At 40.5% G+C, this 18148-nt stretch carries 12 protein-coding genes; 8 read left to right on the top strand and 4 right to left on the bottom strand.

The annotated features are described in order from the left end of the window. Positions 1 to 20 precede the first annotated feature (20 nt). From FZF08_RS04435 to FZF08_RS04400, 8 genes are all read left to right on the top strand, one after another. Positions 21 to 602: a sigma-70 family RNA polymerase sigma factor gene (locus tag FZF08_RS04435; RefSeq protein WP_159467441.1), complete on the top strand. Its 582-nt coding sequence runs from the start codon at positions 21 to 23 to the stop codon at positions 600 to 602. Between the two features lie 123 nt (positions 603 to 725). Continuing rightward, positions 726 to 1319: a FecR domain-containing protein gene (locus FZF08_RS04430; RefSeq protein ID WP_159467440.1), complete on the top strand. Its 594-nt coding sequence runs from the start codon at positions 726 to 728 to the stop codon at positions 1317 to 1319. A gap of 203 nt (positions 1320 to 1522) precedes the next feature. Beyond that, on the top strand, positions 1523 to 4708 hold the full coding sequence (locus tag FZF08_RS04425; protein WP_159467439.1) for a TonB-dependent receptor: 3186 nt from the start codon (positions 1523 to 1525) through the stop codon (positions 4706 to 4708). 40 nt (positions 4709 to 4748) lie between these two features. After that, complete coding sequence (locus FZF08_RS04420; protein ID WP_159467438.1) at positions 4749 to 6257, top strand: RagB/SusD family nutrient uptake outer membrane protein; 1509 nt, start codon at positions 4749 to 4751, stop codon at positions 6255 to 6257. Between the two features lie 451 nt (positions 6258 to 6708). Then, positions 6709 to 9402, top strand: a complete 2694-nt coding sequence (locus FZF08_RS04415; protein ID WP_159467437.1) for a c-type cytochrome — start codon at positions 6709 to 6711, stop codon at positions 9400 to 9402. Between the two features lie 143 nt (positions 9403 to 9545). Then, entirely contained in the window at positions 9546 to 10448 is a 903-nt protein-coding gene (locus FZF08_RS04410) for a ThuA domain-containing protein (RefSeq protein ID WP_159467436.1), read from the top strand. 37 nt (positions 10449 to 10485) lie between these two features. Continuing rightward, complete coding sequence (locus FZF08_RS04405) at positions 10486 to 11382, top strand: hydroxypyruvate isomerase family protein (protein WP_159467435.1); 897 nt, start codon at positions 10486 to 10488, stop codon at positions 11380 to 11382. A 17-nt stretch (positions 11383 to 11399) separates the two neighbouring features. Beyond that, a complete protein-coding gene (locus FZF08_RS04400; RefSeq protein ID WP_159467434.1) occupies positions 11400 to 12290 on the top strand; it encodes a hydroxypyruvate isomerase family protein in 891 nt (296 codons plus the stop codon). 95 nt (positions 12291 to 12385) lie between these two features. Here FZF08_RS04400 and FZF08_RS04395 read toward each other — a convergent pair whose 3' ends face one another. From FZF08_RS04395 to FZF08_RS04380, 4 genes are read right to left on the bottom strand one after another with little or no spacing between them, the layout of a single operon-like run. Further along, complete coding sequence (locus FZF08_RS04395; RefSeq protein ID WP_159467433.1) at positions 12386 to 15541, bottom strand: efflux RND transporter permease subunit; 3156 nt, start codon at positions 15539 to 15541, stop codon at positions 12386 to 12388. Then, positions 15542 to 15844: a DUF190 domain-containing protein gene (locus FZF08_RS04390; protein WP_159467432.1), complete on the bottom strand. Its 303-nt coding sequence runs from the start codon at positions 15842 to 15844 to the stop codon at positions 15542 to 15544. A gap of 15 nt (positions 15845 to 15859) precedes the next feature. Continuing rightward, positions 15860 to 16870 carry an efflux RND transporter periplasmic adaptor subunit gene (locus tag FZF08_RS04385; protein WP_159467431.1) on the bottom strand — a complete coding sequence of 337 codons (1011 nt, stop codon included), beginning with the start codon at positions 16868 to 16870 and terminating at the stop codon, positions 15860 to 15862. A gap of 4 nt (positions 16871 to 16874) precedes the next feature. Beyond that, positions 16875 to 18134: a TolC family protein gene (locus FZF08_RS04380; RefSeq protein WP_159467430.1), complete on the bottom strand. Its 1260-nt coding sequence runs from the start codon at positions 18132 to 18134 to the stop codon at positions 16875 to 16877. Between the last annotated feature and the right edge of the window lie 14 nt (positions 18135 to 18148).

Raw genomic sequence — 18148 nt, 5'->3', positions numbered from 1 at the left:
ATAGAGAAACCTAATTTCCCATGAGCCCAACTGTACATGCTGTGTCCGAAGGACAACTCATTGAAAATCTTATTCACGGGGAAAGGCAATCTTTTACGATTATCTACCAAAAATATTGGTATAAATTGTATTTGATAGCGCAGCGAAGGCTTAATGACAAAGCAGTTTCAGAAGAGTTGGTACAAGAAATTTTTGTTCAGCTTTGGGAAAAACGGGCAACGTTAAAAATTCAAAGCCTGGACAATTATCTTGTTCGCGCGGTTAAATATGCAGTAATCGACCATGTTCGCTCTCAAATAATAAAAGATAATTATATCATTTATTATAAAACCTTCCTGGACCAGGAAGAATCACAAACAGAAAATCTGGTCGCGCTGAATGACATGACGTTTTTTATGGAGAAAGGTCTGAAAAGTCTTCCTGAGAAATCTCAGGAAGTTTTCAGACTTAGCCGAATGGAAAACTGGCCTGTTAACAAAATTGCTACTCACCTTCAATTGTCTGAAAAGGGCGTTGAATATCATATCACAAAGTCTCTCAAAACCCTGCGGATCTATTTGAAGGATTTCGTTGCCATTCTATTTATATATTTTATTATATAACTATTCAATGAATGTTTATACATAGTATGGTTAAAAATATGAATTTTATGAGATATAATATAATGTGTCTAGGGGACGTGATTAGTTAAACGACTTAGTTATATAATTCATAAAAACGCTCCCATGACAAAGTCCGGATTTGAAGATTTGCTTTTACGATTTTCCAGAGGTGAATGTACAAAAGAAGAGAATTTGAAAATTTGCGCGTGGTTTGAGAGAATTAAATTGAAACCCCATTTCGCATTAACGGCAAAAGAAAAGTCTTTGCTAGAGGTAAAAATGTTATTGAAAATTGATGATAAAATAGATACCATCCAACAACCGGAAAATAAGACAGTTTTTTTTACTGGTTTGTTAAGTACATATATGATATACGGAAGTATTGCGGCATCACTTAGTATAGCAACTTTCTTAACGAAGAATCACAAAACAATGGGGAGCAATATTCAAAACGAAAGACCTTTGGTATCAGGCCAATCTCCAAAAAAGACCTTTGTTTATAATGAGACACCTTTGTCTACGATCGTTTATGAACTCGGCCATAGCCATGGAATGCAAATCATTATGTTAAGTGAGAAAATCAAATCTTGTTCTTTTACCGGCGATTTATCAAACATGACCTTACTGCAAAAATTTGATACTATTTGTGAGTCTGTTGGAGCAAATTATCAAGTGAACGGCAGCAACATTATATTATCAGGACAAGGATGCAGATAACCTAAAATTAACCCTTAACCATTTTTCCATTTAAACACAGTTTTATGATTCCAAAATAACCTGACCTGTTAAAATAACAGCCGAAAGTGAGCCACCACTTCCGGCTGAGAGTAAGGCTTAATCCATCGTATAGTACATCCGTTACCGGGTGTGGGAGGAAGCGCTATGTTTTATTTTTTACATCCAATAAAACCATCAAATTTATGAACCAACCGCGACAATTACAATTGTACGCTTTATTGTACAAGATTACCAGGATATCCCTGTTTCAGCTTTTTATCGGACTTTTACTTTGTACAGCCGCTTTTGCTTACAATCCATCATCGCGAGCTATCGTAGACCATCCTGTTAAAGGAAAAATTACAGACGAAACAGGTCAGGGGCTTCCTGGCGTAAGTGTAGTTTTGAAAGGAACAACAACGGGTACCGTTTCAAATGAAACCGGAGAATACACAATTAGTACACCGGATAAAGGAGGTAAGCTGATTTTTTCATTTATGGGATATTTGTCTCAGGAAATTGAAACGGGTACGCGAACAACTGTTGATATTAAATTAGAAGTTGATTCAAAATCATTGTCAGAAGTCGTCGTTGTGGGTTACGGTAGCCAGTTGAAAAAAGAAATCACAGGCGCAGTCCAAACAATCAAATCGGACGAGATTAAAGATATACCGGTTTCACAGATTACTCAGAAATTACAGGGAAAACTGGCCGGTGTTCAGATCAACCAGACAACAGGTAAGCCAGGTCAGGGGATGCAGATTCGTATTCGTGGCCAACTATCCGTTTCTGCTGGTAGCGATCCTCTTTACGTAATTGACGGTTTCCCGATTACTGGAAATATTGGGAACATGAACCCGGACGAAATTGAGGACATAACTATTCTTAAAGATGCTGCCTCAACTTCTCTTTATGGTTCACGTGCTGCGAATGGCGTTGTGTTGATTACTACCAAAAAATCAACTAACGGAAAAACAAATATCGGCCTTAATGTATACGCAGGCACTCAGAATGTACCGGATAGAGGATTAGTAAAAATGTTGAATGCCGAAGAATTCGCTCAGTTCAAAAAAGAATATTACGAAGACCAGAACCAGCCAGTACCTGACGTATTTAAGGATCCTTCGCAATATCGGGGTAAAAACAATGATTGGTATCGTGCACTACTTCGCCGCGCTCCGCTTCAAAGCTATAACCTGACCATAAGCACCAACACTGACAAATCCAGTACTTCTGTGGTTGCTGGGGTTTTCAATCAACAAGGTGTTGTTTTGAACAACTCTTACAAAAGATATACGCTACGTATCAACCAGGAGTACCGTGTCAGCAACAAAGTAAAACTTGGCTTTAACATTGCTCCGTCTTACATTTATGACAACACCCCAAAATCGGATGGTGACCGTGGTACAGGTATTCTTTTCAATGCATTGCATACCTGGCCGGTTATGCCAATCTACGATGCAAACGGGAACCTGACAACCTATAATAATTTCCCAGGAAATACAGGTAACATCTTCAATTATCCAAACTGGGTACGTGCTGCCAACCAATTGACTAATGAAACCAAGAAAACCGGTTTCCTTGGCAATGCTTATGCGGCTTATTCACCGATTAAAGGGCTTACTTTTAAAACGTCCTTCAACACGGAATTTTTGGCAACGAAGTTCTTTTATTTTAACCCTTCCACGGCGACTTACCAGATCAACGTACCAATTCCTACAACAGCAGCATCGATCCGGTCGAATACACAAAATTTCAGCTGGCTGAACGAAAACACGGTTACTTATAATAAAACGTTAGGTGATCATAATTTTGAATTGCTTGCAGGTTTCACGAAACAAAAAGTTCGCGAGGAAGTATTACAGGTTGCTGCGAATGTATACCCGGATGACCGTATTTCAACTCCCCAAAGTGCAATAAACATTGTACGCGGCAGTAATCCGCTAACATCGACTTACAGTGGAGTAAACCAATATACACTGTCTTCTTATCTTTCACGTTTGACATACAACTTCAAAGGTAAATATCTTTTCACGGCATCCGTACGTGCGGATGGTTCTTCACGTTTTGGCGCTGACAACCGTTGGGGGGTTTTCCCTTCCGCTTCCGTGGGTTGGGTCTTGTCCGATGAAGCTTTCGTGAAAAATATAAAACAAGTTTCTTTCGCAAAACTTCGGTCCAGTTATGGTGTAATTGGTAACAACAATATCGGTAACTATACCCAATACGCTACGGTTGATAACACGATTAACTCAGTATTTGGAAGTACAGTAGCCCCGGGTGCGGCAGTAACTTCTCTGCAAAACCGTAATCTTGGATGGGAAAAAACAAAACAGTTTGACCTTGGTCTTGATCTTGGTTTGTTTAATGACCGCGTCACTTTTGTATATGACTTCTATACAAAGAGAACTACCAACCTTCTTTACAGTGTACAAATTGCGCAGGAAGCAGGTTTCAGTAACTACAATGACAACATTGGTGAAATTAAATTCTGGGGACATGAATTCTCATTGACAACACGTAACACAGTAGGTCAGGTTAAATGGACGACCAACGCCAACATTTCATTCAATAGAAATAAGGTACTCGCGCTTTCAGATGGGATTGATCGTGTATATGGTGCTGTTAACATTACGCAGGTGGGTAAGCCTTTTGGTCAGTTCTACGGTTTGGTTAAAGACGGATATTACAGCAGTGCCGAAGAACTTAAGAATCAACCTGTCGTACCAGGTCGCTCTGCTATTGGGGTAATCAGATACAAAGACTTAAATGGTGATGGCGTAATTACCAACGGTGGTGACAAGGATGACCGAACTGTTATTGGTAATCCATTCCCGAAATTCACATACGGTATCACAAACAGCGTATCCTATAAAAACTTCGACTTCTCCATCACAGGATCAGGGTCACAAGGCAATCAGCTTTATGTAACCCATTTGTACAGTACAGCCAACCTTGATGGGGTGTTCAACATGGTGGCTGGTGTGAAAGATCGCTTCCGGGTTCAAAACAATACTGCCGGTGTTGCTACAACCGTAATTACACCTGGAAAAGGCATGTTTGGTGCAACAAACAACGGGGGAAACTACACAGGGCTTGAAAGAGACTGGGCTAGTACCCAATTCCTTGCCAATGCATCTTACTTTACGATTAAGAACGTGACGTTGGGCTATAATATCGGTATTAAAAATAAAATATTTAAGTCAGCACGCCTTTATGCTTCTGTACAACAATTGTACGTGTTCACAAAATATTGGGGCGGCCCGAATCCTGAAACAAGTGGACAACCTGATGGTAATGGCCCTGGCGACAACCTAAGCCTTGGACGTGATTTTTCTAACTATCCTGTGCCACGTACCTGGACAGTAGGTATCAACCTGAACTTCTAAAATACCTTAGCCAGCTATTAACAATTCATCGATATTGATAATGAGAAAAAAACTAATAATCGCTTGTCTGGCCACATTGGCATTTACAAGCTGCCAGGATAAATTCCTGACCGTTTTACCTGAGACAAATTTAAGTTATGATGTCTACTACAAAACCCAGGCTGATTTTGAATTCGCTATAAACGCAACTTATGCGCCATTGAGAACCATTTTCAATGACCGCGCATGGAAATTGGGCGAGTTGCATTCAGACAATGCTTATTATGCTCGTAACCCGCTTTACGGTGCAGTTGATGCGACAGAAAACATTGCAGATTTCGCCATCCCTACGGCCAATGGCGTTACCGCTAATGACAATGTTTTGCAGCAATGGCGTCAGGATTACCTGATCATTGCCAGAGCAAATCAGATACTCGTACTAATAGACGGAGTAGATTTCGATGCTGCTGTGAAGGCTAATCTTAAAGGGCAAGCCTTGTTTTTGAGAGCCTTTGCTTATTTTGAACTGGCCAGATATTTCGGCTCTGTCCCTCTTCATCTTATTCCGGTAACAACACGTCAGGAAGCTGCGTTACCGTTATCGAAGGTTGAAGACATTTATGCGCAAATCGAAAAAGATGCTAAGGAAGCTTCAACTTCTTTGTTGTCAAAATCGAAACAAGAAGCTGGAAGAGTAACCTCGGGAACCGCTAAAATGTTGCTTGCAAATCTTTACGTTGTACAAAAGAAATGGGCCGACGCGGGAACTTTACTGGCTGATATCGTAAAAAGCGGAGAATATTCTTTAATGCCGAATTATGACAACGCTTTTTCCGGAACAGCTGATAATAAAAACAACGCTGAATCTGTTTTTGAAGTACAATACATGGAAGGTGCGGCGGGATATAATGGCAATTTACTTTATCAGATCATGCCTTCGCCAATCACTGCGGAAGAATTGTTCCCAATCACAGGAACAAATAATACACAGCCTACTTCGCAGGAAAGTAACGACATTCCTACTCCGGATATCATTGCTGCTTTTGAAACAGGTGACAAAAGAAAGGATGTCAACATTGGATACGTAACCTTAAGTCAAAGCGCGAGAGTTGATAAAAAATATCCATACATTAAAAAGTTTGCCCGCAAGCATACGCAGCAAGGTAATACAGGTCAGAATTTCCCTGTATACCGTTATGCAGAAGTACTTCTTTTCCTTGCTGAAAGCTTAAATGAATCTGGCAAATCCTCTGATGCAATTCCTTACCTGAATCAGGTACGAGCGAGGGCAGGACTAGCGGCAACAACAGCTTCTTCCCAGGCGGATCTTCGGGAAGCAATCTTCAAAGAAAGAAGAGTCGAGCTTGCTTTTGAAAACAAGAGATGGTTTGATATCGTGAGAACCGGGAGAATCCAGGAAATCATTGTCCCTTATGGTGCAAGGGTAAAAGCGAATCCTGCGGCATATTACTTCCCGGCAGGATCATTTCCTCCGGGAAATGCATTCACGGTTCTTGACCAGTACTATGGATTACCGGCAGTTGAATCTGCTTTGACGCCTAATTTTTAATATTGATCTTAAGAAACTCAATAGTCTATAATAAGGTAAAAAGTGCGGTAAGTATGATCTTACTGCACTTTTTATTTTTAAAAGCAGAACAAATTAAAAATGTCTTGTTTAAAATTTATCATACATACAATATAATTAATATGTATTGAACTTTTAATTATATTTATTACAATTAATTATTTTCATAAATATCAATTGTATTATAAAAATTTATATTTATTATACTTAAAATACTTTTAAAAAGTATATAATTTTTACTTTAAATTCGTTAGAATTTGCTTAATTTATATTTATACCCGACAGAACAGGATGGTGGGATCAATCAATCCTTTTATACTTGCAAAATCTGATTTTTTTAAGATTAAGTTAGTTTTATTTAAGTTAATGGAACAGTATAATACGGAATTCATCATACTTTAAAATTTATATTACTTAAACTCTGAGCTGTAAAATGTACACAAAAAAACAATGGTCTAAACTTCCAATGACGCTTGCGGTAATTATGGCCGTCTGCGTTTTTTGCGGAGTGATGTTAAGCAACCGAACCGCTAAACACCGGCCCCCTGGTTCGAAAGTTGATAAACTAAAACTTGCAGAAGGATTCAAGGCAGAACATCTTTTTAGTCCATCGGAAGAGCAAGATGGTTCCTGGGTTTCGATGGCTTTTGATGACAAAGGCCGGTTGATCACTTCTGATCAGTACGGTTCTTTGTACAGAACAATGCTGCCACCAATCGGGTCTACTGAAAAGCCGGTTATCGAAACACTTAAAATTGAAGGTGATACCGCAAAAATAGCTATGGGATTTGCCCATGGTCTATTATACGCTTTCAACAGTTTGTATGTGATGATCAATAACCGTGAAAGCGCAAAGTTCCCGCTGAAAAGCGGTCTTTACCGTTTGCAGGACACGAACAACAATGATCAGTATGATAAAATTACGCTTTTAAAAGCCATGAAAGGCGAAGGAGAGCATGGCCCGCATAGCGTTCAGCTTTCGCCAGACAAAAAATCACTTTTCGTTGTAGCAGGTAATCATACTGACCTTCCGGAAATGGATTCGTATCGCTTACCGAAGAACTGGACAAACGACAACCTTTTCCCATTCATAAAGGATCCAAGAGGACACGCCAACGACAGAATGGCACCGGGTGGCTGGATTGCTCATACGGACCCGGAAGGAAAAACCTGGGAACTTGTCAGTGCAGGATTTAGAAACCCTTTCGACATTGCTTTCAATGAAGCGGGCGATATGTTTACCTATGACTCTGACATGGAATGGGATTTTGGTACGCCTTGGTATCGGCCTACAAGAGTTTGCCACGCAACTAGCGCAAGTGAATTCGGATGGAGAACGGGTGATGCCAAATGGGCACCTTCATTTCCTGATAACGTAGCCCCGGTTATGAACATCGGTCAGGGATCACCAACAAATCTTATTTACCTGAAAGATGCTCTTTTTCCGGAAAAATATAAAAATACACTTCTTGCTTTTGACTGGAGCTTCGGTATTGTACACGGACTTCATTTGAAACCATCGGGAGGAACTTACACAGCGGACCACGAAGAATTTTTATCTGGTTCTCCTTTACCATTGACGGATGGTGTCATTGGTCCGGATGGGGCCTTGTACTTTCTTACCGGTGGCCGTCGTCTTGAATCGGATCTTTACAGAGTTTATTACAAAGATTACAAAAGCCTGAAAGCAGGTGCTAATGTAGCTACGGTAAACTTAACTCCTGAGCATAAGCTAAGAACTGACCTCGAAAAATTCCATCTTGGTGTTGATGCAAAAGCAGTTAATGCAGCCTGGCCATACCTTGCTCACGCAGATCGCTCGGTACGTTACGCAGCCCGTCTTGCCGTTGAACATCAGCCGGTAGCGCAGTGGAAAGCAAAAGCACTTGCAGAAACAAATCCTCAGACAAAAATTTATGCACTACTTGCTCTTGCACGTCAGGGAAGCCAGGCAGACAATGACGCATTGCTTAAAGCACTTGTGAGTATCGATTTCAAAGGCCTGACGGAAACCAGACAGCAAGATCTTCTTCGCGTGTTTGAGGTTACTTTTTTCCGTTACGGAGTTTTGGAAGGACCTTTAAAAACGCAGGTCACCAATTATCTGAGTCCTAATTATCCGTCGCAGTCGGCATTGAGCAACCGTTTGTATAGCAAACTTCTTGTTTTCCTTGAAGCACCAAAAGCGGTTGAGAGAACATTGGCTTTGCTGACAAAAAACGAATTCTTTGATGATAAAGACAACGAGACTGCAACTGCCTCAGCAGATTTGATCCTGAGAAATCCTCAATACGGATTGGACATTGCTGGGATGCTTGAAAAAATGCCAGCGAAACAGCAAACATTTTATGCCTTCGTTTTGAGCGGTGCCAAAACGGGCTGGACTCCTGAGCTGCGTGATACTTATTTCAAATGGTATGACAAAGCATTTAGTTACCAGGGCGGAAGAAGCTACATTGGGTTTGTAGAAAAAGCACGTCAAATTGCTTTGAAAAATGTACCTCAGGATAAAGTGGCTTATTATAACAAGTTGTCCGGAGCGGAAAGACTAACGAACAATGGTAATGATCTTGTTAATCTATACAATCCGAAAGGCCCGGGAAGGGGCTGGAAAGTGGACCAGGCGGTAACACTTGTTCAGGACAGCCTTGCAGGAAGTGATTTTGAACAAGGCAAGATGATTTTCTCGGCAGTTTTATGTAGCAGATGTCACATGGTTCAAGGTGAAGGAGCCGATATCGGTCCGGATCTGACACAATTGGCTAGCAGGTTTACAACGAAAGATATTCTTGAAGCGATCATTACGCCAGACAAAGCAATTTCTGATCAATATGCCTCCACGATCTACACCCTGAAAAATGGAGAATCGGTTCTTGGTCGTCAAATGAACGAGGATGCTAATTTCTATTACATCGCTCAAAATCCATTTGATCAGAAAACGATTCGCAAAATTGCTAAAAAACAAGTTGAGTCCTCTAAAATCTCACCTGTTTCCATTATGCTTCCAGGGCTTATCAACGGTCTTAACCCAAAAGAGTTGAGAAATTTGGTTGCTTATTTACAATCAGGAGGTAGTAAAAACAGCCCTATTTACAAAGAGGGAGCTGTTCAAAAAGGAGGAAAATAATGGTATAGTGAATTGTATTTTAGTTTGTAAAGATTAGTATTAAAAGCCTGGATTGAATTAAAATTAACGATCGGATAGTAGATATGTCCCATTTCGTAATTTTACTTCAATTCAGGCTTTATTTTTTTAGTAACGCTCATCCTATGTTAAAAAAAACGTTTACACGTTTAATTCTTTTTTTAGTTATTGGCTTATTTAACTTATCATTTGCTTCTGAAGCATTCAGCCAAAAACTTTACAAAGTTTTGATCATCGACGGACAAAACAACCATAGAAATATGGCCGATGGAACTGTAATCATGAAAAAATTTCTGGAAGAAACAAGTCTCTTTACCGTTGATGTGGCGACAACTCCAAAAAAAGGAGAAAATATGGATAGTTTCAAACCGGATTTCTCAAAATACGATGTGATTTTATCAAACTATAACGGTGACTCCTGGCCGGAAGCTACAAATATTGCCTTTGAAAAATTTATCAAAAACGGCGGCGGACTTGTTACCGTTCATGCTGCTGACAATTCATTTCCTAACTGGCCGGCTTATAACCAAATGATAGGCATTGGTGGATGGGAGGGACGTAACGAAAAGTCAGGACCTTATTTGTATTTTGATGACACGAAAGGTAAAATGGTTAAAGATACCGCAAAAGGTAAGGGCGGAAGTCATGGTAACCAGCATGAATTTATCGTCAAAACCAGAGATGCAAATCACCCGATCATGAAAGGTTTACCGGCTGAATGGTTGCACCAGAAAGACGAACTTTACGATCGTTTGAGAGGTCCGGCAGAAAATGTGGATGTACTCGCGACGGCTTACAGCCCTGTTGAACAGAGAGGATCCGGCCGTAATGAGCCCATGCTGATGACGCTTAAATATGGAAAAGGAAGAATATTCCATACCACATTAGGTCATGAAAACTATTCTCAGAAATGTGTAGGTTTCATTACTACTTTACAGCGGGGAACGGAATGGGCTGCTTCGGGAAAAGTTAAACAAGCAATTCCAAAGGATTTTCCAACCGTGACAAAAGGAAGCGCCAGACCCTAATATTCTAGAATTAACTAAAAAACATATACCTACTTTGATGAAAAGTACATCCAACAGGCGTACCGCAATTAAAAATATTGTAGCAGGCGCGGGCGTTTTGAGCCTGCCGTTATCCATGACCAAGGTTATGGCTGCTTCCGAAAATGCACTTGGCCCTAAACTGAATGGAAAAATTAATCACTCGGTTTGCCGCTGGTGTTATAATAAAATTCCATTAGAAACGCTGGCTCAGGAAGCTAAGAAGATTGGACTGAAGTCTATTGAATTATGTGGGCCCGAAGAATGGCCGGTTCTTAAAAAATACGGCTTAACCTGTGCACTTCCCTGGGGAGAAGGATTGACAAAAAGTCTGGATCAGGGATTTAACGATCCGAAGAATCATGCGGAACTGATCAAAGGTTTTGAAGATATTATCCCAAAAGTTCAGGCTGCGGGCTATAACCAGATCATCTGTTTCTCAGGAAACCGTCGTGGTATGAGTGATGTGGATGGGATGATGAATTGTGCCATTGCTTTACGAAAACTGATGCCGCTTGCTGAAAAACATAATGTAGCGCTGGTGATGGAATTGCTCAACAGCAAAGTTAATCACAAAGATTATATGTGTGACAGCACGGCCTGGGGCGCAGGATTATGTGAGATGGTTGGCTCTGAAAAATTCAAACTGCTGTACGATATTTACCATATGCAAATTATGGAAGGTGACGTTATAGCAACAATCAGGAAATATCATAAATACATCGCCCATTACCATACAGGCGGTGTTCCGGGGAGAAATGAAATTGACGAGACGCAGGAATTATATTACCCCGCGATCATGAAAGCCATAGCAGAAACAGGCTACAAAGGATTTGTAGGCCAGGAATTTGTGCCGAGCCGTAAGGATGATATTGCTTCTTTGAAACAAGGTGTGACCATTTGTGATATTGCCTAAATTGTGATTTACCCAACATGAAATCAAAAACGAACAGACGAAACGTGTTAAAAAAAATGATAGCAGGAGCCGGTCTTTCAGCATTACCCTTATCGGTGACAAAAGCCTTTGCCGCCTCTGACAGAGCACTTGGAGCCGAACTAAAAGGGAAAATAAATCATTCTGTATGTAAATGGTGTTATTCCAAAATTCCTCTGGAAACCTTTGCCCAGGAATGCCAGAAAATCGGTTTGAAATCAATCGAACTTTTAGGTCCGGAAGAATGGCCGATTTTGAAAAAATATGGCCTGACCTGTGCTTTGCCAAACGGAGCGGGAATGGGTATTGAAAAAGGATTTAACGATCCTAAAAACCACGACGCCCTGGTTAAAAGTTACGAAGAGATTTTCCCGAAACTTCAGGCAGCTGGTTATACAACCGTTATTTGTTTTTCCGGAAACAGAAACGGCATGTCCGATATTGACGGTATGAGAAACTGCGCAGAAGGATTAAAACGTCTGATGCCTTCGGCGGAGAAATACAATGTAACCCTGATCATGGAGTTATTGAACAGCAAGGTGAATCACCGGGATTATATGTGCGACCATACCGCCTGGGGTGCTGGACTATGCGAAATGATCGGTTCTGATAAATTCAAATTGCTGTACGACATCTACCACATGCAGATCATGGAAGGTGACGTAATTGCCACAATCAAAAAATATCATAAATATATCGGTCACTATCATACAGGTGGAGTACCGGGCAGAAATGAAATTGATGAAACGCAGGAATTGTATTATCCTGCCATCATGAAAGCCATTGTAGATACAGGATTCAAAGGATTTGTTGCTCAGGAATTTATACCAAGCCGTAAAGATGACATCGCTTCGTTGAAACAAGGTGTGACCATTTGTGATATTACCTGATCAGAATCTTTTTTTGTTTTAAAAGTAAAAACCCCGTTTGGCTTTTCAGTCCAACGGGGTTTTACCTTACTACATCAACTTATAACATCCTTAGATTATTCTAATTTAAGCTCGTCTGCATCATCATTAACGACTTTCACTTTCCTCTTTCTTTCCGCCCATAAGTAGAGCGGTGGTAATAAAATCGGTGCGAAAATAAGCGTACTTGTCAGTCCTCCAATGATTACCGTTGAAAGCGGACGCTGAACATCCGAACCAATTCCTGATGAAATTGCAGCAGGGACCAGACCAATAATTGCAACAACAAGTATTGATAAAAGAGCGCGAAGCTGCTCGGTAGAAGCTAGTAAAACATTGGTTCGCATATCATTTTCTGTATTTAAAACCGATCGGTTCAAGGCAGAAATCAGCAACACCCCGGCCATTACCGATATACCGAAAATACTTACAAAGCCAACGCCCGCCGATACGTTAAAATAATATCCGCGCATCAATAAAGCAACAATTCCTCCACCCAATGCAAATAGTATGCAGCTCATGGTGACCATCGTATGTGAAAGATTTTTGAACAGCATAAAAAGGAACAAAAATACCATCACAATGGTAAGTGGAATGGTAAAGGCCAATTGCTTTCCGGCACGTTCCAGATTCTCATACTGACCACCATAAACAATGCTGTAACCCTTAGGAACTTTGATTTTCGCATCCAGTTTCTTCTGCAATTCAGCCACAAAACCGCCTTGGTCACGGCCCCTGATATTGGTACGGACTGTTACCATTCTTTTACTTCCGTAGCGGTAAATGTTTGTTTGGCCTTCAATAAAACGAATATCAGCCAACTGGTTCATAGGAATCAGCGCACCGGTCAGAGATGGGATTTGAAGGTTTTTAATAACATCAATCGAATTTCTGTATTCAGGCAAAAACCGCACAACGATATCGTAACGTTTTGTTCCGTCATATAAAGTTGAAATCGTTTTACCACCAATCGCCGCTTCAATCATATTCTGGATATCAGCTACATTTATTCCAAAACGTGCTGCATTCTGACGATTAATATTGATAGCCAATTGTTCCTGCGGACCTTCCTGTTCAATGTTAACGTTTTCAGCACCAGCAGTTTCTTTTACAATTTTTGTAATACTATCTGCCTTCATCCGCATCATTCCAAGATCATCACCAACAATAGAAATAGCAAGATCGGCTGCACTTCCTGTCACGATTTCCATAACCTGGTCAATAATAGGCTGACCGGAAGAAAAGGCAACAGAAGGTAATTGCGATTGCAAATCCGCCTTTATCTTTTGAACAAGTTCTTTTTTAGTTATTTCTTTTGCCCACAGATCGTAATCTTTCAAACCAATCAGAATTTCATTTCTATTGGCCGGAAATGGATCCGTACCATCATCATTTCGTCCTGACTGCGTGATCACAAAAGATATCTGAGGATATTTTGCGATGATACTTCTTATCTTCGGCGCATAACTTGCATTTTCCTGAATGGTAATACCAGCCGCAAAGTTTCCTCTCAAAAAGATAGAGCCTTCATCCAGCGTTGGCAAGAATTCAGAACCCAGCTTTGCACCAAACAGTACCAAAATCATTACTACTGCAAAACCGATCAGTACTGTTGTTTTGTAATAAGTCAAAAACTTTGCAATTGTTTTGGCATACAGTTTTGTTAAACCATCCAGAACAAAATTCTTATGTTCCTTCATTGGTTTCTCCGGATTTGCTAATTGCTTCTTATAAGCGAAGGAAATTAACACGGGTATAAAAGTTAACGCCGCCAGCATTGAGCCGATAACTGCGAATGCAAGCGTTAAAGCCATGGGTGAAAATAATTTTCCTTCCACTCGTGTCATTAACAAAATCGGCATATAAGCAAGAATGATGATTGTAACCGAGAAGAAAATCTCACGTCCAACTTCCTGAGCAGCAAGCAAAGTAATCTTTACAATGCCTTGTTGTTTCTCCTCAACCGTCGCTGTTCTGTATTTTCGAATCAAATGTTCCGCCATTACACAGGCACCATCGACAATGATACCAAAGTCAATGGCTCCAAGAGAAAGAAGGTTGGCCGGAATTCCTGTCAGACGCATCAGAATAAAAGCAAATAACAGAGAAAAAGGAATTGTCAAGGCTACAACCAATGCACTCCTGATACTTCCCAGGAAGAAAATCAAAAGAATAATTACGATTGAAATACCTTCGAAAAGGGTATGCGCTACTGTTTCAAGTGAATGATCGATAAGGAAACTTCTATCATACAAAGGGCGCAGCGTAACGCCTTCAGGAAGTTCTGTTTCCGTAAGATCCGCCATTCTTTGTTTCAAAACTTTCAAAACCTCACTTGGATTTTCATACCGACGCAAAAGAATAATTCCCTCAACACCGCCGCTCACATCCACGCTATCTTTTGTAATGGTATAACCCATTACTCCGCTAGGCGGTGGTGGAGTTATTTCCACCGTGGCCACATCACGAAGAAATACCGGAACACCATTGGCAGATTTCAGTACGATATTTTTAATATCTTCGTCATTCTTAATTGCTCCAAGACCACGCACCGCAAAACCTTGTCCTCCTCGGGAAATGATATTGCCACCGGTATTCTGGTTATTAGCATCCACAGCATCCATCACATTTTGTAATGAAAGACCGTATTTAACAAGCTTTTGAGGCGATGTCAGAATATGAAATTGTTTCAACGGACCACCAAAAGTGGTAACATCTGCAATACCAGGCACTTGAAGTAATGCTGGTTTGATAACCCAATCCTGCAAATCTCTCAATTGTGTAGGGCTGAATGTTGGAGGCGCTTCAACAACGTAACGCAGGATTTCACCAACGGCCGTAGATAGGGGAGCCAGCTCCGGCGCTACACCCGCAGGTAATTCCGCGGCCGCAACTCTTTCCAAAACCTGCTGTCTTGCGAAATAATCGTCTGTTCCATCTTTAAAAGTAAGCTGAACAACAGAAAGCCCGAAAATAGTACGGCTTCTGCGGTCTAAAACATTGGGTGTATTTTGTAAAGCACGTTCGATTGGAACAGTGACCTGTTGTTCCACTTCTTCCGCCGCCCGGCCAGGATATTGTGCGATCACGATTACGTTGGTATCCGCAATATCAGGGTAGGCTTCTATTTTGAGCTGGGTGAAGCACCAGTAACCGATGCCCATAAGTACAAAACTGATGGAAATAACCACCCATCTGTTTCGCAAACTAAAAAAAAGCAAGTTCTTAATCATCTAATTCCACTTATCTACGTGATTGGTAATAATAAATCCGCTTTTCACTTCTTTGCGCAGTGCAGTCAAAGCTGATTTTACATTTTCTTCTTCATCAATGAAGGTGATCAAAATCGGCGTCTCATCGAAACTGAAAAGATCAAATGGCCTGTTAAGATGCTTGCTTTCGTCATATCCCAGTCGACCGACAAAAACGGTTGCGCCCCGGATTTTCTGTTTCAACAGAAACTGCATGATATATTCGTATAGCGGCTGTTCACGGAAAAACTGATCTTTTCCGATAAATATCTGTGCTTGTAGCATAATTTGGAAGTTGAATTAATAACCGAAAGAAAGTCCTTTCAACTGCATTACACCTTTAATAGCAATCGAATCATCATTATTCAAACCTGAAAAAACAATAATTCTGTCGCCAACCTGATCGCCGATATTCACTTCCTTACGTTTGAAAGTAGAAGTACCATCCTTCACAAAAACATAATTTTTGCCCTGAATGGTGATGATCGCATCTTTGCTCACACTGATATTTTTTCCTTCACTTACACCAAACATCAACGTACCAAACATCCCGGCTTTCAACTTGTTATCCGAATTGTTCAGCGATACACGCAGCTTGATCATCCGTGTTGCAGTGTCTACCATATCGGCAACGTTGTCAATTTTTCCAGTAAATTTTTCATTAGGAAAAGCTGTGAATTGTAGTACACACTGGCTACCGTTCTTTATTTTACTAACATCGTTTTCAGGAATATCACAGGTGATATAAGCTGTTCCGGCCTTAGCTCTACGCAACAATTCCGCCTGAAATCCACCTTCTTTTAATTTCGTCTCATGTTCGATCAGCGCAGCTCTTTCGTTATTCAGGTTTGTTTCTTCCATAGCCATAGCTGTCTGAGCATCAAGTAAATCTTTTCCAGTTGCCGCGCCATGTGCCTGCAAATCCTGAACTCTGCCAAGCTCAATTTTTCTTTGTTTTATGTTGACATTCTGAATCTGGTTAATCGTAATCAAATGCTGGATCAGCTGGGTATAACTTCCGGCCAGTTCAGGATTTTGAAACAAAACGATATTTTGAGACGCGCCTTCATTTGATTTTACAACAGTGGCTGAAACCGTTGCTGGCGCAGTAATATCGGCTGTAAGCGAGCTACTTCCAATCGTTTCCGTTTGAAAAAACTTTACACTTTCCACCTTTGGAAATTCAATCCTTGCACCGTTTTCGGTTATTTTCGGTTCAATATTTTCGACAGGGGCTGATTTGTTTTCTTTCTTCTCGCAGGCAATAAGCATTACTCCAAAAAGCCAGCCGTATTTAAAAAAATTCTTCATGATATTATTGCGCGATTTGATTGATTATGCCAGATGCGTACAAGAGTTTAATATAGCTCTGACGGTATAATTGTAAGGTTTCGTAGTATTGTTGTTGCGTATCCAGCCAGCTTCTTTGTGCTTCCAGAAAATCTATGATCGTTGTTCCGCCATGCAAATAAGAATATTTCACGTTGTTCAAAATTGTTTGAGACTGTGTTAATAAACCTGTGAAATTTTGCAGATTCACTTTCTGGGTCTGGTAGCTGCTATATGCAGTTGTAATCTCACTTTGAATTAAGGATTGGGTGGCAACCAAATCCTGTTCGGCCTGTTGCTTCAATACATGCGATTTTTTGATTTCTCCCTGGTTTCTAGAAAACAACGGGATAGCAATCGTACCATAGATACCGGCGTAAGGTGCACCGTTTTGTGGGTTAAAAATCGCACCCAATTCCGGAACGGGCAGGGCCATTGATTTTTGCAATTTGATATTAGAGTTGGCAACGTTAATAGTCGACTTCAAAGTCTGGATATCACTTCTCGATTGCAAGGCATCCTGTAACAAATCATCAATATTTGTCGGGAAAGCAAACAAAAAATTGTCTGTTGTGTCAACGCTAATGTTATCAGTAATACCAATCAGGAACTTCAAATTAACAAGCTCGTTCTTGTAATTCTGATCAGCCGTTCTCATTTGAACGTTATACTGGTTAGCCAAAAGTTCCGTCCGCGCCAGATCCGTTGTTGTGATGACCTGATTTTTTAAACGAATTCTGTTTGTATTAACCAGTGTGTCTATATTACTTTTAGCAATATTAAGAATATCAAGCTGCTTGCGTGCTGACCATACGTCAAGCCACTTGTTTGCCACATCCTGAAACAGATTCCGTTCCGTTTCCGCGTATGCTTTTTGATTCAGAATTACATTCTGATTAGCGTATTCAATTTTATTCCGTCTCAATTCCGGCATTTGGAAAGGTTTCGTCACCTGCCACCAAACCTGGCGATTCAAGTGATTTGCCCAGCTGGTATTGTCCGGAAATTTTGATTGTTTTATCAGTTGTAAAGACTGATTATTTAGTACCGGGTTAGGCCGTAAATTTGCTGTAACAATGTCTGTTTCAGCAATATTTACGTTAAACTGCTCCCTTTTAAGATTAGGATTGTTCGTTTTGGCGGTTTGCAAAGCTTGTTGCAAACTGTATTTTGTCTGGGCATCAGCCGGTTCAAAAATCCAAAACGACGTAACGATGGCGGTGATTAATACTCCTTTGAAATGCATTGCCTTCTTATTAA

Source organism: Dyadobacter sp. 3J3 (assembly GCF_009801115.1).
GTDB lineage: Bacteria > Bacteroidota > Bacteroidia > Cytophagales > Spirosomataceae > Dyadobacter.
This window is presented reverse-complemented; position numbering and strand designations above follow the sequence as displayed.